Raw genomic sequence first — 18,752 nt, 5'->3', positions numbered from 1 at the left:
TCATTGGCGAGCGACCGCACCGCCTGGAGAAGGATGCTCTTCTCGGCATCCGAGGCGTTCTGGCCGAACTTGCCGATCCGCAGCGGCACGCCATAGATCTCGGCGAAGCTCGCCCAGTCCTTCAGGGCGAAACTCTGGATCAGGAACGCCCAGGCGGCGGGGCGCGCCATGCCGCGCCGGATCGGCAGCCCCATGCGGGTGCGCGGCTCGTGAATGATGAACTTCGCCGCCGGCAGAGCCAGCCCATTGCGCGGGTCGGAATCATCGCGCAGCCGCAGCTCGGTGCGCGTCGCCTCGTCGTACTGGAAGAAGCGCTGATCGCGCCAGACGAAGTCGACGGGGCGAAGCATCCCTCGCTGATAGTCCCAGATGATCTCCGTGACCGCGTAACCTTTCCCGATCCCATCGGTCAGGGTTCCCGACATCTCCTCGAAGCGCGGATCCTCCACGAGATTGTTGACGGCGTCGACGATCTTCGTCGGGACTTCCTTGTCGTGCTCGATCGAGACAGGAATCCCCTCGATCGCCAGCCGCCGGGTCTGCAGCTGCGAGGCGTAGTGGAGATATCGCTCCTCCATCTCCATCGCGAGGGTGAGGTAGGCGCGGGCGTCCCCGTCCGCCGACTGGCGCAGGATCCCCGCGAGCCGCTCCGGTCCGAGCCCCGAGGCGACGGCATCGCCGATCACCCGTCGCGGTCCCCATTCCTGCGGCGTCGCAAATACGGAGCCGAGGGTCGAGGCTTCCGGCGAGCGGCCCCACCGGTCCTGGAAGCGGACAATCGCGGCCTTTACCATAGCGTTCTGTCCCCCGTATTGAGGCTGGTCCCCCCGGTCGCGAAGCCGAGCCCGCCCGCCTGATCGAGAGCCGAGACGGGCGTGTAGCCATAGTCGTGAGACTCTTGCCGCGAGGCGAACCAGGCCAGCATGCCGGCGATCGCGTTGTCGCCGTGGCGGTTCTGCCCGTCCTGTCCCTTGTTCCGGTGATCCTCCGGCACGCGGATGACACCGTTCACATATTGCAGCGCCTGGTGATCGCGAATCTCGTCCTCGTCGGCAGCGACGGTGACGGTCTGATCCGTGAAAGCTTCGACATAGGCGCCGCCATTGGCCTGGTACCATTGCGCCGTCAGCTTCACCTCGATGATGCTGTCGCCGTATTTGAGCGCGGCGCTCTCGGCGTGAGCAGAGCCGTTGCCGGTCGCGTCGAGCGCCCCCTTCAGGAATCGCGGCAATCGGTCGACGATATAGAACAGCGTATCGCGCTGGGCGTCGAAGGTGATGTTGCGCATTTCAAGGATGAGCCGCAGGCGGCGCACCAGGTCGGCGCCCATCTCGTAAACGCGCAGCGAGGAAACGTCCCCCGATCGCGCGAAGTCCTGGCCGAAGACATGGCCGCGCCGCTTGTCGAGTGCGGCGAGGATCGACTTCAGCTCTCGCTCGCAAAAATCCTTCTGGACGGCCTCGCGGCCTTCCTTTGACAGACTGCGGAAGTCGTCACCGAGTTGCCAGCGCACGACCGGGACGGACCGGTCGGCGACCCGCTCGATGAGAACGCGGGTCAGCGCCGCGCCCTCGGCGTCGGTCGGAATCGCATCCAGTTCCTGGCGCATCTTGGCGGTGCGGGTGCCGTAGGCGCCGCGAATGTCCGCTTCCCACTCGGCCTTGCTTTCGGGCGTCGGAACGCGTCCCCGCACCAGGCAGACGCGCTCATAGAGACCGTTGTCCACGGCTGCCTGGAACGGGATGTGGTGGACGTTGAACTTGTTCTTCCCCGCCTTCGCCTCGGTGATCAGCTCGTTGAACGGGTTGAGGATGCCGTTGTGCGTCGAGATCACCCGCACTTTGCCGCCCCAGATCAGCAGCGCATTGACGGCGTCGATCACTTCGCGCACGTCCCGGTGGAACGCCGCCTCGTCGATGACGACGATGCCCTGCAGGCCGCGGATGTTCGCCGGGTTCGACGACAGCGCCTCGACCCGGAAGCCCGAGGCAAAGCGCACCCGGTAGGCCGAGATGAACTTGGTCGAGCCGTCGGCCTGCCCGTCCTCGAACAGGAACTCCTCGATTCCCGCCAGCTCGCCCGCAACAACCTTGGCGAAATGGGCGACATAGCCGATCGCCTCCCGCCCCTTTTCCTTGGTGTCGCCGATATAGAAGACATTGTCGCCGCCGGCCTCCCGGGAAGCGGCCGCGATCAGCGTGGCGTCGAGCATCTCGGCATAGGTGATGCCGGTTCGACGCCCCTTTGAGGCGATCTTGAGGGGCGACGGATCGGCGAGCCAGTCCGCTTGGTGCTTCATCAGGATGCCTTCTGCGAAGGGGTCCTGATCGGCCGGGATCTCCGCGCCGCGCGGCAGCGCGTCCGGCAAGGCCGCCGGATCGCGCGGCAGGATCGGGGCGTCGCTCACGGTCTGACGCCCAGGAAATCACGGCGCAGCTGGCCGATCCGCTCGGCGGAAAGACCGGCGGCCTTGCCGGCGGCGTCGACGACCTCCCCGACGCGCGCGGCGATTTCGGCTTCCTGCCGCCTGCGGGCGTCGGCGCTCATCTTCTGCGCCGACAGGGCCCCCTGCAGGCCGCGCGAGAGCTCCATCACCTCCTTCGAGGACACCTGCCCACCACGTAGAACGGAGTAGGTTGCGGACTTCAGAAGCTCGACCAACATGACCGTGATGTCGTCGGCCGTGTCCGGACCGAGGCGCTCGGTCACAGCCTTGGCGATTTCGCGGGTTTCCTTCAGCTGGCGCGTCGTCGCCGCGAGCCGGGTGGAGTACCGATTGAAGGCCGAGGAGGAGATCGTGTCGCTACCGATCGCCTCCAGCCTGTCGTTCATCTCGAACAGAATATCGGCTTGGGTGCGTTCGCTGGCCTGCAGTTCCTCGACCGCCCACTGGACGATCGGATCGGCCTCCGGTGGCAGGAGATCGATCGAAGAGAGCCGTCCGCGTCCCGTGACCATGATGCGTCCCTCAGCGCGGCGACGGGCGGGCGACGCCCTCGACGATTGCGCGGCGATCGACATGGTCCTGGCCGAGCTGGGTCAGTTCACCGATCAGGAACTCCTCGCCAGCCTTGATCACGCGGATCGCGCCGAGTTCTTCGAGCGCCCGCATCTGGGTCCGCACCCAGTCGCGTGAGCGCCGATGCCCGAACGTCTCGATCGTCACCTGCAACAGCGTCTCGTTCAGACGGCCGTCCGTCTGCTCGGCCAGCGCCTTAAGGATCACCAGCCGGGCGTCCCGGGTCGCATGCTCGTTGAAATTCATGCCTGCCCTCGCTTGCCGGCCTGCCCCATCAGGAAGTCGTCGATCCGCCCGACGCTTGCCGCCAGCGGCCGCATCCCCTCCGACAACACCCGGATGTCGCCGCCCATCTTCTCGACGAGCGTTCTCAGATCGGAAACCTGGTTGGCGCTCGGCGAATGCTTGATCGTCTCTTCGACCCGGCCGATCCGGTCGCGCAGCTGTTCGAAGGTTGCCTGGTGGATCTGGGCGACCTTCAGCCGGTCCTCGCTGATCCGATCGACCTGGCCCTCGATCTCGGCCCAGCGATGCGCATCGCGCTCCAGCGCCATGACCCGGCCCTCGTTGCGCTGCGACCGCTCGCCGGCCTCTTCCGCTTCCTTGGCGACTGCCTTCATGTCACGGACGATACCGGACAGTTCGCCGATGCTCGCCTTGAGCCCGTCGACGTCTTCCCGCTTGATCGCGGTCCGCTCCAGGGTCGAAAGGCGGCTGTCGAGCTTGTCGCTCTCTTCTTTCGACGCCCGTGAGCGAGCCGAATTGATCGTGAACACGAGGGCGGCGATCGCGACGAGCGGCGACAGCAGTCGGAGAGCGAGGTCATACCATTCCATGCAGCACGCTGGGCGTCACGAGGAAGCGGCGGCGCCTGGCCGCTCCGCTTCCGGATCGGCCAGCCAGTCGACGAGCCGCGCCTCCACCATCTCGGCGAGCCGACTGTCGCCGACACTGGTGATCCCGAAGTGCTTGAGCGCCCCGGGAAACTTCTCCAGAGCATAGCCGGCAGCAATTTCGATCGCGTGATGCTTGAACGCGATGGGGATCCCTTTCGAGGCACGCGCATGGAGCTGCGAGGCCGCGAAATCGACGGCCTTCGCTAATCCCTGGTCAACGATCTTGCCGACCTCGCCGTCGATCTGCCAGCCGGTCTTCTTGCGGAACAGCGCGAAAGCCCAAGCGGCGAGCGCCGAGAGAACCGCGAGCGCCGCCGGCGCCAGGATCTCGATCATCGCTCCCGCCATCGGGCCGAAATCGATCGGCGCCGGCGCCGCGGCCGCGACCTCAGCATGAGCGATGCCGGCGAGGACGAGGACCGCGAGGAGCACGACCAGGCCGACAAGGATTGCCCACGAAAGCCCTCCGGCGACGAGACGCCAGAAGCGCGAGGCCGACAGGTCGACGGGATCGGCGACGACCACCGTCGGTCGCGAGACTGCGAGCAGCGTCCCGAGCAGGGGCGCGAGGAAAGCCAGAAAGCGCATGGGAGACCTTTCGAAGGCGGTTTGAAGGGGAGACTAGAGCCGAGCCGCCTGGACGTGCATCCAGTCGTAGTTCCGGGCCCGACCAAGAGAGAGCCAGCCCTCGGCCTCCCAGGCCTGCCAGAAGGGCAGCGCGTCGGCATGGGACAGCCGGGCCTTGGGAGCGCCCCATTTGAGCTGATTGCGCTCGCTGTCGAAGTCGATCGCGATGCCCCAGGAATGCATCGAGTAGGCCGACCCGCCGCGCATCCGGCGCACGTTGAGCGAGCCGGCGAAGAGGTTGAGGCCGAGATCGGCCCGCTCTTTGGCCGAATAGATCTGCGCCACGCGCTGGAGCACACGTTCGGCCGACGGTGCCACCTTCCGGTGCAGCGTCATCTTCCGCGCCCGCGTCGTCTTCGACCAGGCGAGGACCATGTCGAACGGGATTTCGATCGTCGTCTGATTGGTGCCGACGGCGCCGTAGAAGGACGAAACGCCCGACTGGCGCGGCCAGGTGTTGCCGACGAGGGCGATCTTCTGGATGTCTTCCTCGGGCACCTCGCGGTGGCCGACGATTGCCCTCGTATCCTCGTCGACGGTGCTCGACGAGGAGCGCAGCGCCGCCAGCGTCGGATTGCCCTCGGTGCGCAGCCAGGCCACCACGTCTTCGTCGGCCATGCCGTCCACCGGCAGGCCTTTCGAGGCCTCGAAGCCGCGGATCGCCGCCCGCGTCATGTCGCCGACGATGCCGTCGATCGCGCCGCAGGCAAAGCCGTGCGCCGTCAGGCGCATCTGCAGCCACGGGATGAAGGGAATGGGTGCGCTCATCGGGGAGCCTCTCGCGGGTGACGATGAGGCCCGACCATGCGGGATGGGACGGCGGGGTATCAGTCGGGACATGTCCCGAGGCAGGGTCAGTTCCCGGGCGATCCGAAGAGGTCGGTCTGGCGCGGGTCGGCCTGGCGCCGACGCGGCGGCCGGGCGGAGGGGCGGCGGCGGAACAGCTTCTCGACACCGTTGACGCTGATTCCGAGCCGCCTGGCGATCTCGCGATTGTTCAGATCGGCGGCGCGATAGTGGCGCGCCCGGAACGTGCGGGCAAGAGGGATGGAAATCTCGTCGCCGCCGAAGCGCTTCGCCAGCCGCCGCGCGACTTCTTCCCCGAGCTTCCCGGCGATCTCGGTGCCGGTCTCGCTCTTCGGGATATAGCGCCGCTCGCCGCCATAGGCCTCGACCAGGCGGATGAAGTCCTGAGGCCCGAGCAGCTCGATCAGCTCGTCTTCCAGCCGCTCGCTCATCGGGCCCCCGCCAGCGGTTCACCGCTCAAGGGCGGGGCAGAAAACCCCTCGCTTTCGGCGGGCCATCCGAACAGATCGATGTCGCGCTGAAAGGTCAGGCGCGAGCGGCAGGGGCGGATCCACTTGAAGACGGGATCTGTAACCGCCCGGTCGAGCCGCCAGATCAGCCAGCAATAGGCCGTGAAGGTGCCGCCGTCCGGCTCCCAGCGTCCCTTGTGGCAGGGCGCCCGCTCGACGAACTGGGCGATCGTGTGCGGCGGATTGGTCTCGTAGACGAAGCGGTGGCGGTTGATCCCGTCCAGCTTCACCGTCGGCATGTAGATGGCGACGCCGGTCCTCGCCCTGGCGAGAGCGCGGCGCACGAAGGCCAGCAGCTTGGCGCCGAAGGGTGGATTGGTGATGATCCAGTCGGGCCGGTCGATCCCGCCCCAGGCTTCAGGCTCCAGGAAGTCGCGGATGGCGAGACCGCCATCCAGCCGATAGCCGTGATCATGGACGTCGCTGGCCCGGACCGTCCCGAAGACCTCCTGGAGCACATAGACCATGTGGCCCTCGCCGCAGGCGGGTTCCTCGACGCTGAGGTCCCGGAACGGCTTCGTGCCGAGGATCTCCGCGAACAGCGCCCGGGTCGCCCAGGGCGGCGTCGGGAAATAGTCGAGCGAATCCGCCGCCTCGAGGCGCGCGCCGCCGATCGAGCGAGGGACCGGAGCGCTCATGATCTCCCGTGCCCCTGCGTTAGGGGCGCGACCAAACCCATGGTAGAAAGGCGGCCTTGGCGCGCGAGGCAACGCGCACCAAGGCCTGGCATCCCCAGGCGGAGACAGAACCTGGAGACGATACGGATGACGTCAGGAAAAGACGGCAGGAACCATGGGCTCGGCCGCATGGTGCTCGACCGGGAAGACCTTGCGACGAACAGCGCCGGGGTCAGGCAGCCGAGCATGAGCGGCAGGGAAGACGAGCACAAAAGCGCCGGCGTCAGGCAACCGCAACCGACGCAAAGCCCTTCTGAGGACAGCGGATCGCAGTCCGGCTCGAACAAGCCGAGCGAGTCCGGAGACAAAAAGGACGATTGACGATGGCCAGGTCTGTGGAAGTGATCCGGTTCAACGTGTTGCGGAACGCGATCTACCACACCGCGCGTCGCCGGCAGTTCGAATGGTGGAACCGGTTCTTCAACTTCATCGTGGTGGCGCTGGGCGCCGCTGCGATCGCAGATCTGACGACCAGCCTCGGCATTTCCCAGATGGCGATCGGCGCGGCCGTCGCCATCGTGGGCACCCTGCAGCTCGTGATGGACTTCGGCGGCTCGGCTCGCACCCACCAGACGCTGCAGCGCGACTACCACCAGCTCCTGGCCGAGATCGAGGAAGCCGAAACCCCGGATGACGCGAAGCGCCGCCAGTGGGACGGGAAGATGATCAGGATCGCCGGCGACGAACCGCCTGTCCTGCGGGCGCTTGATGCCAAGGCCTATAACGACGCCATCGATGCGACCGAGGACGGCGGCTTCGACCGGAGCGAGCGCCTTCACATCGGTCTCTGGCCGACGCTGCTCGGCAGCTTCCTCCAGTTCAACGGGACCGATTTCAAGAAGGTCAGCGAGATCGAGGCCGCGGCAGTCGAGCGGAAACGCGGCCGCATCGTGCAGCCGGCTGAGTAGGCGCCAGAAGCTGGGCCGAAGACCGCCATTCATGCGAAGCGCAGCCCCTTCGAAGTCAGGATGATCCTGTCCTTCGGATCGTCGGGGTTGGTGTAGCCGAACTGCCCGGTCCAGCTGCCGGCCTTGCGCCCCCACAAGCGGGTGGGGCTTTGCAGGTGGGACCCGGCGACGAGCCCCGCGAACTCCAGCTGCGCGGCGATCGGTGCGGCCTTGGTCTCAGGCAGGTCCACGATGCGGAGTTTGCGACGGCGGGCCATCAGGCGCCTGCCTTTCCGGCGCGGATCCGCTTGCCGAATTCGTTCATCACCGTGATCCATTCGGCGTCGGTCGGCTTTTCGCTGATCTGCGGCCGCTTGAGGATCGCGGTAATCTCCGGCCAGAAGCCTGCGGTGCTCTCGTCGCGCGGAGAGAGTTTGCGATACTGCGCGCGAGCGATTTTGTAGCCGGAGCGGGCGGCGAAGGCGGGCAGGTTGCGAGAGATGACCCAAGAGACGCCCTCGCGCTCGCACCACTTCTTCAGCGCTTCGATGAGGGCTTTCCCCTGTTCAGGGTCACGAAGCCATTCGGTCCGCTGAAGGCCCGTCTGCCGATCGACGAAGGCGAGCAGCGCGGAGTCGCGCTCGTCGAAGACCGCTCCGAGGTTCCACAGCGCGATCCACAGCGCCTGCGCCTTCTTGGCGTAGGGGCCGGACAGGGCTTTGTTTGCCTTTCCGCTGCGCTTCGAAGCCGGTTTGAACCCCTGCCGCACGAACTCGTCGAGCCCCGCCTGGCGCTCGCGGTCGGTCATGTCCTTCGACGAGCGCTTGCCCGTTACCCGGACGAGCACAGCCCGATAGGTGTCATCGTCGAGGCCGAGGTCGCGCTTGGCGACGTGCATCTTCGCGAGCGCGGTCATGAGCCACCGTCCCGGCGGATCATGACGCCAAGTGTGGCCGCTATCAGCGAGAGCGCCGGGGTTTCACACGTGCCCGCAACCCGCGTCAGATCGTTCAGGCGCACAAAGGCCATGCAGAAGTCGCGGGAAGGCGTCTTGGATTGGACCTCCCATTCCGCTTGCGTGATGGCACGCTCCACGAAGAGGACTGCATCGTCCAGCGAGCTTGTGAAATCGAGGGCGGCCGTGCACACCCATTTGTCGGTCGCGGGGTCGATCCAGACGTCATTCTCGACGGGCACCCATCGACCGCCCGGCCCGGAATCCTCCTGAGTTCCGATGTGCTTTCGGCCTCTCACGTAGAGCAGCGCCATCAGCGCCTCGTCGAGCTGCCGATCCGCGCCTTTGGCGCATTCGAGCCGATCAAGAAGGCTCTTCAATTCCTTGGTCTGCGTCATAGTCCCACCTCTTCCAGCAGCTCGGCCGCCCGGTTCGCCATCTCCGGCTGGAAAAAGCCGAGCCGGATCTGCAGCGGCGAGGAAAACCCGCCCGGCTCGTCCCGGCCTTCCAGCAGCGTCGCGTCGACGATCTCGGCGAGGCAAAGCGCCAACCGCCGCTCCAGGGTGTCTCCGTAGCGCCCGACGCTCTGGCTGATTGCCGCGTCGATCGCTCGGTCGAGATCTTCGCCGCCGAGGATGAGGTTGTCCGGGATCTGGCCGCCGAACACGCCGCCCTCGGCGATCGCGGCCGAACTGGTGCTGCGATTCCGCAGATACCGGTAGCGCGCCGCATCCGCTTCCTGCTGCTTGAACAGGACGTCCTGGCAGCGCGAGCAGATATCGTCATCGGCCCAACACAGGGGCTGGCCGTCGATCTCGATGCCTGGCTCAATGTGGCTGATGCCGCACTCGCGGCAGCGCAGTTCACCGCCATCCTCGACGGGCCCGTACAGCAGCTCGTCGCCAGGGTAGCCGGCCTCGATCAGGTCGGCAGGTGAATCCCGCGTCGCCCCCGGCTGCGCGCCGGAGCACGCCGAGCAGAGATCCTCCTCCACCCACCAGCACGCGCCGGACTCTTCGCTCCAGCAGGCGCTGCGATCATGGCAGCCGCATTTGCGGCAGGTGCGCTGGCTCATCCCACCATTCCCTCTACCAGCACGGCCGCGGCGAGGATCCGCAGCACGTCATGGGTGGTCTGGGCCCGCTCGTCGCCGGCAAGCACCCGGCGCGCCATCTCCCGCGCCGTCTCGGCCGTGAAGCTCTGCTCGGGCTTGTGCTCCTCGCGGTGATCCTCGACCGTGAAGACGTGGCAGACGCCGCCGGCGTCGATAGCGATCGAGCGGTTCCCGCCGCCCTTGGCGAGCGGCACTTCGGTGAGGATGCGAGCTGCAGGGAGGGCGTTCATGCGGCACCGCCTTCCGACGACGCCGACGCGGCCTGCATTGCGGCCAGGCGGCGAGAGGCCGCGTTGACCCAGTTGCGCAGCAGGCCGGCATCGCCGCCGGTGCAGGTGGTCGCGATTCCGGCCAGGGCCAGACGGTAACCGTCACCCGAGCCGGAGCGATAAGCAGCGCCTTCCTCGGCGACCAGCCCGTCGATGATCTTGCGGTAGGCGCCCTGGTGGGCGCGCCAACCTTCGTAATCGCTCATCGCCGGCACCGGGCCGACCTGTGCAAGCTCTTCGTCGATGCGGCCCATGAGACCGGCGACTTTGACCGTGTCGATCGCCATCTCCGCCTCCTCACGCACTCGCCAGATCGATGGTGACGGCCCGCCAGCCGCCTTCGGGCGTGTCGCGCTCGTAAAAGCGGACATATTCCTTCGAGCCGACGGCCCGGGCGGCGTCGGCGATTGCCTGCATCGCTCGCTGCCAGCGCGCGTCCTCGATGTCCCAGCGCCGCAGCCGGTAGAGCTCGGTCCGGTTCACCTGGCCGGCATTGTCGGTGTTGAAGGCACGCAAGACGATCGCCTTCAGCTCCGGCCGCGCATCCGCCGCCCATTCGTTCAGGCACTCGTCGATCAGTTTCTTCGCCGTCTGCAGCTGCGGCCCGAACTCGATCAGGTCGGCGACCTGGACCTGCACTTTCAGGAGGCCGTCATAGGAAAGGAACGTCACGTTACCCTTCGCGCCGCCCTTCTGAGCGCCATACTCCTGGTCGAGCACCGCCTGGAAGTCGCCGATGTCGGCGAAGGTGTGGGCCTTGAACCGGGCGATCTGCGCGGACAGCTCCTGCGCATGGCCGAGGATCTTGCGGACCATCTCGTCCTCGATCCGGTCCTCGGCCTTGATCATCTCCTCGGGCGTGAACCGCCCTTTGGAGTCCGGCCAGAGCACCTTGCCTGCGGCCTCAATCGCGCCGGCAGGGCGAACCGTCTTCGGCTCGGTGGTTTGGGTTTCAGGGCGAGTGGCTGCGGTCGCGCTCATGCTGCGATGTCCTTTGCTGCGAAGTGCGTTTGAAGGGCTTTCAAGGTCCGGTCGAGCTGCTGCTGGGCAAAGCGCTCGCGGCTGCTGTAGCGGTCACTTTCGAACTGCCGATGGGCTGCGAGGACGGCGCGCACGGCTGGGCTGTCCTCGGTGGAAGCGGCGGCGATCGCCAACGCGTCCCGGTATTCGGTCAGCTCCTCGCTGAGGTCCGCCCGCTGTTGCTCAGCCGCGGCGGTGACCGCACCCAGCCGCTGCTCCAGCCGCAGGACCTGCGCCGCCAGCGCCGCAACCTGGTCGGCGTAGATCGTCATCTGCTCGCCGGCGGCGATCGCGGCCTCGACCCGAGCCGCCAGACCCTCGACGTCGACGTCCTCGGGCGGCACCAGCTCGAACCGTCCCGTTGCGGGCAGCTTCTGGCGGATCGCCGTGCCCATCGCCTCGATCTCGTCGCCGTAACCGGCCTCGCAGGCGATCCGGTCCTCGACCCGACGAATGCCCGACAGGACCGTCGTGTGATCGCGCCCGCCCATCCGCCGCCCGATCGCCGGCAGCGAGGCCGGTGTCAGCACCTTGGCGAAATACATCGCCTCGTGCCGCGGCCGCACGACACGCTGCGACCGCCGGTCCGAGAGAATGTCATCGAGGGCAACACCGCGGATATCCGCCACCGCCGCCGTAATGGTCCGGATGGCGTTCATGACGCCACCCGATCGGCAGCCCGGGTGAGATGGCCGGCCTTGATCTCGACGCGGGCTGCCACGAGCTCGGCGATGGCGTTGTCGATCGCCACCAGAGCCTCGTCGGCTTGCGTCGCCTGTTTGGGGGCGATGATCTTCCGGCGCATCGCCCGGATGATCTCCTCGGCCTGGAGCATCCGGTCGACGGCGGGCCGGATGACGGGTTGCGCGGAAGACGGGATCATCGGGCCGCTCCCGCCGCCGTGCCGGCGTAGCGCCGGGCGATCTCGGACATGGGGCGGGCGGCTGCGGCACCGACCCGGGTGCCGGTCTCCAGGTCCGCCGCGTCGATCTCGAAGTTCCGCAGGCGCTCGGAGAGTGCATCGACGGCGACGCCGCCGAGGACGACGCCGGCGCGGTCATATTCGCGGAAGAACGTCCGCAGCTCGCGAATGCGCGCCGACAGGCGCGCGGGCTTCTTATCCATGGTCGGTTCCTTTCGTATGCTTGGAGTGGGGGCAGCCGGAAAACCGGCAGGCCCGATAGAGCTGGGCGCGCATGGCGCTCGTCCCGGAAAAGTCCTTCCCCTGCTCGTCGAGGCAGCGGTCGCGACCGATCTCGCCGAGGACCGGGCATTCCACGGTGAGCGCCATCAGCGCCCCCCGAACCCGCTCCTCGATCTTCCCGACGTCGCCGCGATAGGTGTTGGAGAGGGTCTGGCTGAGGGTGGAAGCCGGACGGCCGACCCGCTTGCCGGCGCCCGTCAGTCCTTCGGCATCCGCGAAGCGGGCAAGCTCGACGATCCAGTCCGGGCGATCGTCGCCCCAGGCGAGGAGCGTCTTTTCCTCGAAGCTCTGGCGCTGGTTCACAGCCCGACCTCCTCGGCTTGCGCCGTGCCCAGCTGCTCGCCCCGGTTCGGATCCCAGACGACATTGGCCGTGAGGATCTTCGGCGCCCGCGGGCCAGGGATCCGGACGAGCCGGAACCGCTGCTCCTGGCGCTGGCTGCGCGGCCCTGCCAGGGCGAGAATGCCGCCGCCATGCAGCCGCCAGAGATAGACGCGGATCGACTTGATGTTCGGGGCCCGGCCGGTCTCGGCGAGATAGGCGGCGAGATCTTCCGCCCGGAAGGTCTTGAGCATGCGCATGGTGCGCCAGAGCGTCTCGATGATCAGCTCAGGCAGGACCTCGCCGGAACTGGAGACCCGCGGCGCGAAGATGCTCGGCCGGGCGATCTGGTAGAGATGCGGCGTACCGCGTTCCTGCGATCGCCCGACGCGCTTGACGAAGCCGGCAGCGTCCAGCCTTGCGACGTAATGGAGAATGACCTTCGGCGAGGAGCCGACGAAGCGTGCGATGTCGGCCGTCGACCACGACCCTTCCTTGTCGAGCTTCTGGATCATCTCCCAGATGGCCGGCTCACCCTTCGGCAGCGCGATCTCCACCTTCGAGCGCAGATCCTTCGATTCCCGGACGTGCGTCATCGGGCCGCCCTCGGCATCGGCGCCCTGAGACCGAGGATCGCATCGCGCCCACCGAAGGCTGCGAGATCGATCGTCTCGATGCCCTCCCGCGCGGCGACTTCCTCGGCCTTTGCGAGGTTGACGACGATGCGGCGGGGATTGCCTGCCGTGACGGCCAGCATCTCTTCGGCAAGGTCGGCGCCGATCTTGATCCTTGGCGCGACGGTCCGCGCCAGCATGACGCAGTCCTCGCCGTTGCATGGCACCGCCGCCACCCAGTCGAGCATCCGATTGTGGACGCGCTCATAGGCTTCCAGATGCTTCGGCAGCGTCTCCTCGCCGATCAGCACGATCGGGGCGTCGCTCTTGTCATGCAGCTCGCGCACCACGTCGACGAACGCCTTGTGGGCGATGTGATGCGCCTCGTCGATGATCAGTGGGCGACGCGGATCGCGAGCGAGGATCTCGACGATCTCGTTCAGCATGTCGGTTGCCGTGCCCTTCGGCTTCGGCATGCCGAGTTCCATCAGGATCGAGACGAGCAACGAGCGGGCCGTCGTCATCTGGCCGCATTCGACATAGGCGGCGCGGTGCCGGTTCGCCCCGAAGATCGCGCTCTTGGTCTTGCCGAGACCGGAATGGCCATAGAAGCAGGCAAGTCCCGGCAGGCCGGGCCGCCGGTCGACCACCCGGTTGATCAGGCTGGTGAAGGCCGCGACGTTCCTGAGCGGCGCCGGCTTGTTGACGGGTGGATTGACGTGGGGCGTCATGTTCATCATTCTCTCCGCGTTGCACTTGCGGCCTCCAGGCCGTCTTTTCGGGCCCGGCATTTTCGCCGGGCCGTTTTTTTTCGTCGCGCCTCAGAGCGCGAGGTATTCGTCGCCATAGGCCTCGTGCATGTCGCGCTGGCCCTTGAAGTCGGCGGTTTCCTGGTATCGGCCGAGAAGGATCGCATCCTCGATCTCGACCTGTTCGCCGGCCTCGATGCGGCGGCGCAGCAGCTCCATGCGGACGTATTTCGCGCGCGGCGATTCCGGCAGCGCGCGCACGGTCTCCGGCAGGTGAGCCGTCCGTTCGGCCTCGATCTCCGCCTCGCGTTGGCGCGAGCGCTCACGTCCGCGCTCCCACAGCGCCGCCTCGTCCGCGGCCGCCATCTCGGCGATCAGGCGGCGCTGCTCTTCCGCCACGCGGGGATCCGTTGGCACCGGCGCGCGCCGGTCGTCAGCCGCATCCATCGCCTCAAGGGCGGCCGCGATCTGCGGCGTGACATGGGCCTCCCCGCGCTTCGGCAGGGCGACGACGTTCGGCGCGCGCGCCTCCCGGACGCCGAGGATGCGCTCGTGCCAGGCACCGCCCTTCTTCAGGCGGCGGATCTCCGCCTTGATCGCCGCGGCGCCGCGTGAGGTGATCTCGTTCTGCATCGCCTTCAGGGCGCGCACGGCCTCGGCCGGGTCGATGCCGGACAGGGCCGGACAGATGCCGGCGCCGAGGAACGACTCGCCGTCGGGCGTGAAGGCGTAGACGACGCCGAGATCGGCGCTGTCCATCCGCACCAGGACCTCGGTGCCGGGAAGGATGGCCGGCGTCATGTAGTGGTTGCCGTCGACCCGGATGCCGCTCGACGTCACCCGGCGCGTCCCGCCCTGCGGCACGGTCATCAGGAGGAGGTCGAGGGCCCTCTCGTTGACGGTCCGCGGCGGCTTGGTCGAGCGGGCGGCGACGGCAAAGGGCGTCTGGCCTTTCAGGCCCGCATGCGGCTCGTGCTGGTGCAATGCTGCCCAGCGATCGACCTCCCGCTGCAGCTCGTCGCCTGTGAGCGCGACGCCGAAGGCTTCCTCGTCGCTGGTGCCGAGCCGGGCCGCAAAGCTGCGACGTTCCTCGATCGCTTTGCGGTCGGCGACGTTGTGCCCGACAAAGCCGGGCAGCATCGTCGCGAAATCCTTCTGGAAGTCGCCGATCGCCCGTTCGACATGGGCCTTCTGGGTCGGCGTGTAGGCGTCCGACAGCTCGACCTCGATGCCGAGGAAGGTGAACAGGCGCTGGGTGTCGCGAGCCGTGAAGTCCGAGCCATTGTCGGTCTTGATCTTGTCGGCGACGCCCCAGGCGAGGATCGCCTTGCGGATCAACAGGGCCACGGCCGACGCCCGGGGCGTCCGGCTGACGGAAAGCACCATCCGCCGCGTCGCGATGTCGAGGCAGACATAGATCGCGTGCCGCCCGTCGGTGCAGAGCGCGTCGACCGGCGAGGCATCGATCTGCCAGAGCTGGTTCGGCTCGCTGACATAGGACAGGGTCCCGATGCCTCGCGGCGCCATCGTCGAGCGGAAGCGATCCGGGTTCTGCACCCGCATCAAGGTCACTTCCTGCGAGCTTCGAAGCTCCTTCGAAACCCGTTGGAAGGCACGGATCGGCGGCAGCGGGACGGTCTTGTCGCCGGCCTTGCCCGGAACCGTGAGCGTCTTCCCGAACTCCGATTCGACGACGTCCCGAATATGCTCCGCGGTAAAATGCTGGTTGTCCGCCAGAAGCGCCAGAATGGTCGCTCGCACTGCCCCACCATTGGCGGTGTCGAGGATCCCCGTACCCTTGCGGGCGAGGCCGCGATCGACGCCGATCGGCGCCCCGCGACGATGCTTCTGGATCCAGCGTTTGAGCGAACCCTTCGAGATCGTCTCGACCAGTTCCAGGACCCACTCCTCGATATGGAGGGTCCGCGCGTTGTAGCGGTCGACGAAGGCCTGCATCGCCCCTTGCTGGTTGAGGCGCAGCCCGGATCGGAAGCTGTCGAAGTGCTTGATGATCGTAAGTCGCGCGTCCCGTTCCAGGCTCGCACGGGCACTCAGCCGGGAGGCAGGAACCGCGTCCTCGTCATTCGCTGCGGTCGGCAGGTCGACGAGGCCGAGCCGGAGATAGCGGCGCTGATACTCGAGAGACGCGAGCGCGGGCAAAAGCCGGATGTGGTACTCCGTCCCGCCGCCCCGGCCTTTCCGGGGACGCGCAAAGGCGGGGTGCTCGTTCCAGGATTCGCGGATGGCGAGATCGTTGATGCCCCGCTTCGTCGAAGGGAGATGCGGCAGGCACTCTCCGGCAAGCTCCTGCGCCGTCAGCCATTCCTTCATGACCGCGCCTCCCGCCGTGCTTCGACGAATGCTCGGATGGCCGCCTCGTTGGGCTGCAGCCATTCCAGCGTGGCGAGGACCGCCTCCATCTCCTCGATGTGCCGGTCGGCCTCGACCTGGCGCATCTTTCGGGTCGCGACGAGGCGCGGATAGACCTTGCGGCGCTGGGCGATTTCGCGCCTCACGCAGGCGATCTGGCTGGCGAGCGAGAGCTTCATGTCCGCGCCCTCGCCTTGGCCTTGAGGGTCGCCATGCGGGCATCGAGCAGCCGCTGGTGATCCTCGATCTGCTTCATCTCGATGATCTCGACATACTTCTCCTCGACCACCGCGTAGCCGAACAGCGAGGGCACGAAGCCGAGCGCCTCGTAGCCCTTGGTCTCCGCGATGAGGGCGATGAAGGCGTCGAGCGGGATGCGGTTCTCCTCAGCCGCTTCCGACGCCCACTTCTCGATCGACGTTTCCGAGACGGGACGGCCCAGCCTCACGGTCAGCAGCTCCGCCAGATGCCGGCGCGTCATCCCGGCCTCCTCGCGCGCGTCCTGCGTCGTCCGGCTAACGACCCGGGCGATCTGCGAGGCGAGTGAGCCTCGGCCGGTCACCTCCGGTCCGAACCCGACAGAGACGGGCTCAGGCGCGGCGAACAGGTCGCGAGTGTGGGCGTCGCGCCGGCGGCTCATCAGGCGGCCCGCCCGCGCTTGGTCGCCCGCTTGGCGAGCCAGACGTCGATGGCCTCGGCGTTCATCTCGAAGAACGCTTCCTTCTCGGGCGCCTTCAGCCGGACGAACCGCTCATACATCCGCTCGTAAACGGGAACCGGCTTGGCGCCGGGCGCGTGGTCGAGCAGCGCCAGCGCCTCGGTGACGCTCGTCGCCTTCGCAGGATCGCTGGTCAGGAGATCGACGACGGCACGCTGCCGGACCGGCGTCAGTTCCGCGAGCAGCAGCAGCTCGCGCTGCACGTCGGCAATGGCATGAAGGGCAATCCGACTGCGCAGATCGCCTTCGATCTTAGCGATCTTCAGGGAGCGGAATATCCCCATTCGGCCGATCTTGAGAGCCTGCTGAGCGGCCTCCGTCCAATTGAGTACCAACTTGGTACTCAATTCCTCATCACTCTCCGGCGCGGCCTCGGCAGCCTTTTTGCGGCCCGGCTTTTGCGCCGGCTGGGCGCCTTGGTAGATCTCGCACCAGGCGGCGACATAGACGGCCCGATCGAGCGCCGTCAGGTCGCTCCGGAGCATGTTGCTCTTGATCTCGGCGAGCCGAACGGCGGCATCGTCGGGAAGCGCCTCCTCCGGCTCGATGCGCGCCTCGATCTCGCTCCAGCCCAGCTGCAGGGCCGCCGCGATCCGGCGCGCGCCCTTCACCAGCTTGAAGCCGTTGCCGCGGGCGACGACGCGGATGGCGTCCGTTTGGCCGTCGCGGGCGAACTCCTCCGCCAGAACGCTCACCCAGACGGGGTCGAGGGCGCGAAGCCGGCCTTCGGTCTCGATCGAGGCGAGGGAAATCATGGAATGCGTCGTCATGCGGTCAGTCTCTCTGGCGTGGTGAAGAGGTCGGGATCGGCTGCGCCGTCGCTGGCGATCGCCGCGGTGCGCAGTGTCAGCTTGGCGGTGGTGATCATCCGCTTGCGGGCCTGGAGCACCGTGGTGCGGACGTGACGGGCGGAGGCTCTGGGATCGACGGCGAGTTCCGGTGCGGCCATTTCCAGCACCGCCGCCGGATGGCGACGGGCAAAGGAGGTGCAAGCGCTGAGGAACTCGCCCGCCGTCATGAATCGGGCGTCCGAAAAGCCGGACGGCCCGCCGAAGCGAAACCGTCCGCAGTTCTGGAGGAAACACGGGTAGCCCCGTCGCCCCACCACTTACGCAGGTGGCGCGTTTCCCTCATAGTCGACGCGCAAACAACCGAACCGAGGGAATAAGAAATGATGAATGCGGAAGCCGCAGCGGCATTCGCCGCGAAGGAGCTCGCCACGCACATGCTGATCCGACAGCTATACGTCCTGATGAGCGAACAGCTCGGAACGGGCACGGATGGCCTGCGGGCATGGCGAGATGAGCTGGAGCGCCAGCTCGACGATCGCAAAGCCACAACCGCCGAGGCAGCAGCCGCGATGGACATGATCACACCCACTGCGAAAATCTTGATCCGAGGAGTGTTCGCTCCAATCATCGGTGAGTCTGCGGCTTGAGAACGGCCAACACGGCGAGCGCGACGGCCTGGGCGGCGATCACATCCGCAACCTCGAGACCATAAAGCCCTGCGAGCATCACGGCCTCAGGCCTGTCGAAGCGCTTAGCGGTCTCACGGCCGGCGCTGGCTCTGGCCAGCGCCGGGTCCTTGGAATTCAGGGTGTCCGATGGTTCCTTCCGTGCGGCATTGTCGAAGCCCATGATCGAGGCAACGGTGCTCTCGAGCAGCTCACGATGCCGCGCCTTCTCCTCCTCTTCTTCGGCACGAGCCTTCGCCGCCGTCGTCGCCGCGAGGTCGGAGGCGAGGATCTGATCGATCCGCTGGCGGGCGATCAGCTTCATCCGGCGGTGCCCGGTGAGCCGCGTGTGGCGATCCGCAGAGAATGCCCCCTCCACCGCTTCGGTAGGATCGCTTGCGCTGAGGGTCGCCGCGGGGAACTCCCGGGCGAAAGCCTCGCACTTCGCGATGAAGTCGCTGGTCTCGCTCATGGACGTTCCTTCAGCTGCGGCGGGTGGTGGGAGGGGGGATTGGTCGAGCGTCGCCTCGACGATGCGGG

The 18,752-nt window shown here is 67.2% G+C and carries 30 protein-coding genes; 2 read left to right on the top strand and 28 right to left on the bottom strand.

The annotated features are described in order from the left end of the window. The 9 genes from ATO4_RS04295 to ATO4_RS04255 all read right to left on the bottom strand — a co-directional run. On the bottom strand, positions 1–794 hold a 794-nt coding region (locus tag ATO4_RS04295), incomplete at its 3' end, for a DUF935 family protein (protein WP_139802241.1). After that, positions 788–2,299 carry a hypothetical protein gene (locus ATO4_RS04290; protein WP_245308567.1) on the bottom strand — a complete coding sequence of 504 codons (1,512 nt, stop codon included), beginning with the start codon at positions 2,297–2,299 and terminating at the stop codon, positions 788–790. The genes ATO4_RS04295 and ATO4_RS04290, both read right to left, overlap by 7 nt. 104 nt (positions 2,300–2,403) lie before the next feature. Then, positions 2,404–3,021 (bottom strand): DUF3486 family protein, encoded by a 618-nt coding sequence (locus tag ATO4_RS04285; protein ID WP_245308557.1) that lies wholly within the window; start codon positions 3,019–3,021, stop codon positions 2,404–2,406. Beyond that, entirely contained in the window at positions 2,969–3,265 is a 297-nt protein-coding gene (locus tag ATO4_RS04280) for a hypothetical protein (protein WP_083590157.1), read from the bottom strand. Before ATO4_RS04280 ends, ATO4_RS04285 begins: the two co-directional genes overlap by 53 nt. Continuing rightward, positions 3,262–3,855, bottom strand: coding sequence for a hypothetical protein (locus tag ATO4_RS04275; protein WP_083590156.1), 594 nt, complete (start codon positions 3,853–3,855; stop codon positions 3,262–3,264). Before ATO4_RS04275 ends, ATO4_RS04280 begins: the two co-directional genes overlap by 4 nt. A gap of 15 nt (positions 3,856–3,870) precedes the next feature. Next, on the bottom strand, positions 3,871–4,251 hold the full coding sequence (locus ATO4_RS26875) for a hypothetical protein (RefSeq protein WP_139802240.1): 381 nt from the start codon (positions 4,249–4,251) through the stop codon (positions 3,871–3,873). 285 nt (positions 4,252–4,536) lie between these two features. Then, positions 4,537–5,310: a peptidoglycan-binding protein gene (locus ATO4_RS04265; protein WP_083590154.1), complete on the bottom strand. Its 774-nt coding sequence runs from the start codon at positions 5,308–5,310 to the stop codon at positions 4,537–4,539. A gap of 86 nt (positions 5,311–5,396) precedes the next feature. Next, a complete protein-coding gene (locus ATO4_RS04260) occupies positions 5,397–5,780 on the bottom strand; it encodes a Mor transcription activator family protein (protein WP_083590153.1) in 384 nt (127 codons plus the stop codon). Beyond that, the gene (locus ATO4_RS04255; RefSeq protein ID WP_083590152.1) at positions 5,777–6,496 is read right to left on the bottom strand and encodes a hypothetical protein; all 720 of its coding nucleotides are present in this window, start codon (positions 6,494–6,496) and stop codon (positions 5,777–5,779) included. Before ATO4_RS04255 ends, ATO4_RS04260 begins: the two co-directional genes overlap by 4 nt. A gap of 362 nt (positions 6,497–6,858) precedes the next feature. On the opposite strand from ATO4_RS04255, the gene ATO4_RS04245 reads away from it, so the two are divergent. Next, positions 6,859–7,443, top strand: a complete 585-nt coding sequence (locus tag ATO4_RS04245; protein WP_083590150.1) for a hypothetical protein — start codon at positions 6,859–6,861, stop codon at positions 7,441–7,443. Between the two features lie 29 nt (positions 7,444–7,472). Here the strand turns inward: ATO4_RS04245 and ATO4_RS04240 are convergent, their stop codons facing one another. The 18 genes from ATO4_RS04240 to ATO4_RS04165 form a co-directional block, all read right to left on the bottom strand. After that, positions 7,473–7,700 carry a hypothetical protein gene (locus tag ATO4_RS04240; RefSeq protein WP_083590149.1) on the bottom strand — a complete coding sequence of 76 codons (228 nt, stop codon included), beginning with the start codon at positions 7,698–7,700 and terminating at the stop codon, positions 7,473–7,475. Beyond that, on the bottom strand, positions 7,700–8,338 hold the full coding sequence (locus ATO4_RS04235) for a regulatory protein GemA (protein ID WP_083590148.1): 639 nt from the start codon (positions 8,336–8,338) through the stop codon (positions 7,700–7,702). Before ATO4_RS04235 ends, ATO4_RS04240 begins: the two co-directional genes overlap by 1 nt. Beyond that, on the bottom strand, positions 8,335–8,775 hold the full coding sequence (locus ATO4_RS04230) for a hypothetical protein (RefSeq protein WP_083590147.1): 441 nt from the start codon (positions 8,773–8,775) through the stop codon (positions 8,335–8,337). The genes ATO4_RS04235 and ATO4_RS04230 overlap by 4 nt, the downstream gene beginning before the upstream one ends. Continuing rightward, positions 8,772–9,452 (bottom strand): hypothetical protein, encoded by a 681-nt coding sequence (locus ATO4_RS04225; protein ID WP_083590146.1) that lies wholly within the window; start codon positions 9,450–9,452, stop codon positions 8,772–8,774. The genes ATO4_RS04230 and ATO4_RS04225 overlap by 4 nt, the downstream gene beginning before the upstream one ends. Continuing rightward, complete coding sequence (locus ATO4_RS04220; RefSeq protein WP_083590145.1) at positions 9,449–9,721, bottom strand: hypothetical protein; 273 nt, start codon at positions 9,719–9,721, stop codon at positions 9,449–9,451. The genes ATO4_RS04225 and ATO4_RS04220 overlap by 4 nt, the downstream gene beginning before the upstream one ends. Continuing rightward, complete coding sequence (locus tag ATO4_RS04215) at positions 9,718–10,047, bottom strand: hypothetical protein (protein ID WP_139802239.1); 330 nt, start codon at positions 10,045–10,047, stop codon at positions 9,718–9,720. Before ATO4_RS04215 ends, ATO4_RS04220 begins: the two co-directional genes overlap by 4 nt. Before the next feature lie 10 nt (positions 10,048–10,057). Further along, positions 10,058–10,741 (bottom strand): DUF3164 family protein, encoded by a 684-nt coding sequence (locus ATO4_RS04210; RefSeq protein ID WP_083590143.1) that lies wholly within the window; start codon positions 10,739–10,741, stop codon positions 10,058–10,060. Beyond that, on the bottom strand, positions 10,738–11,439 hold the full coding sequence (locus ATO4_RS28230) for a helix-turn-helix domain-containing protein (protein ID WP_245308556.1): 702 nt from the start codon (positions 11,437–11,439) through the stop codon (positions 10,738–10,740). The genes ATO4_RS04210 and ATO4_RS28230 overlap by 4 nt, the downstream gene beginning before the upstream one ends. Then, positions 11,436–11,663 carry a hypothetical protein gene (locus ATO4_RS28225; RefSeq protein WP_245308555.1) on the bottom strand — a complete coding sequence of 76 codons (228 nt, stop codon included), beginning with the start codon at positions 11,661–11,663 and terminating at the stop codon, positions 11,436–11,438. Before ATO4_RS28225 ends, ATO4_RS28230 begins: the two co-directional genes overlap by 4 nt. After that, positions 11,660–11,905 (bottom strand): hypothetical protein, encoded by a 246-nt coding sequence (locus ATO4_RS28220; protein WP_245308554.1) that lies wholly within the window; start codon positions 11,903–11,905, stop codon positions 11,660–11,662. Before ATO4_RS28220 ends, ATO4_RS28225 begins: the two co-directional genes overlap by 4 nt. After that, on the bottom strand, positions 11,898–12,287 hold the full coding sequence (locus ATO4_RS04200) for a transcriptional regulator (RefSeq protein ID WP_083590141.1): 390 nt from the start codon (positions 12,285–12,287) through the stop codon (positions 11,898–11,900). Before ATO4_RS04200 ends, ATO4_RS28220 begins: the two co-directional genes overlap by 8 nt. After that, on the bottom strand, positions 12,284–12,901 hold the full coding sequence (locus ATO4_RS04195; protein ID WP_083590140.1) for a hypothetical protein: 618 nt from the start codon (positions 12,899–12,901) through the stop codon (positions 12,284–12,286). The genes ATO4_RS04200 and ATO4_RS04195 overlap by 4 nt, the downstream gene beginning before the upstream one ends. Then, positions 12,898–13,656: an ATP-binding protein gene (locus ATO4_RS04190; protein ID WP_245308553.1), complete on the bottom strand. Its 759-nt coding sequence runs from the start codon at positions 13,654–13,656 to the stop codon at positions 12,898–12,900. Before ATO4_RS04190 ends, ATO4_RS04195 begins: the two co-directional genes overlap by 4 nt. Positions 13,657–13,740: 84 nt before the next feature. Further along, positions 13,741–15,999 carry a DDE-type integrase/transposase/recombinase gene (locus tag ATO4_RS04185; RefSeq protein WP_083590138.1) on the bottom strand — a complete coding sequence of 753 codons (2,259 nt, stop codon included), beginning with the start codon at positions 15,997–15,999 and terminating at the stop codon, positions 13,741–13,743. Beyond that, positions 15,996–16,217 carry a hypothetical protein gene (locus ATO4_RS04180; RefSeq protein ID WP_083590137.1) on the bottom strand — a complete coding sequence of 74 codons (222 nt, stop codon included), beginning with the start codon at positions 16,215–16,217 and terminating at the stop codon, positions 15,996–15,998. Before ATO4_RS04180 ends, ATO4_RS04185 begins: the two co-directional genes overlap by 4 nt. Beyond that, a complete protein-coding gene (locus ATO4_RS04175; RefSeq protein WP_210191014.1) occupies positions 16,214–16,519 on the bottom strand; it encodes a hypothetical protein in 306 nt (101 codons plus the stop codon). Before ATO4_RS04175 ends, ATO4_RS04180 begins: the two co-directional genes overlap by 4 nt. Positions 16,520–16,677: 158 nt before the next feature. Beyond that, complete coding sequence (locus ATO4_RS04170) at positions 16,678–17,526, bottom strand: ParB N-terminal domain-containing protein (RefSeq protein ID WP_083590135.1); 849 nt, start codon at positions 17,524–17,526, stop codon at positions 16,678–16,680. After that, positions 17,523–17,774: a hypothetical protein gene (locus ATO4_RS04165; protein ID WP_083590134.1), complete on the bottom strand. Its 252-nt coding sequence runs from the start codon at positions 17,772–17,774 to the stop codon at positions 17,523–17,525. Before ATO4_RS04165 ends, ATO4_RS04170 begins: the two co-directional genes overlap by 4 nt. A 153-nt stretch (positions 17,775–17,927) precedes the next feature. On the opposite strand from ATO4_RS04165, the gene ATO4_RS04160 reads away from it, so the two are divergent. Next, positions 17,928–18,194: a hypothetical protein gene (locus ATO4_RS04160; protein WP_083590133.1), complete on the top strand. Its 267-nt coding sequence runs from the start codon at positions 17,928–17,930 to the stop codon at positions 18,192–18,194. Here the strand turns inward: ATO4_RS04160 and ATO4_RS04155 are convergent. Beyond that, positions 18,172–18,684 (bottom strand): hypothetical protein, encoded by a 513-nt coding sequence (locus ATO4_RS04155; RefSeq protein WP_139802238.1) that lies wholly within the window; start codon positions 18,682–18,684, stop codon positions 18,172–18,174. The genes ATO4_RS04160 and ATO4_RS04155 overlap by 23 nt on opposite strands. Positions 18,685–18,752: the final 68 nt, after the last annotated feature.

The organism is Aurantimonas sp. 22II-16-19i (assembly GCF_002088275.1).
Lineage (GTDB): Bacteria > Pseudomonadota > Alphaproteobacteria > Rhizobiales > Rhizobiaceae > Jiella.
This window is presented reverse-complemented; position numbering and strand designations above follow the sequence as displayed.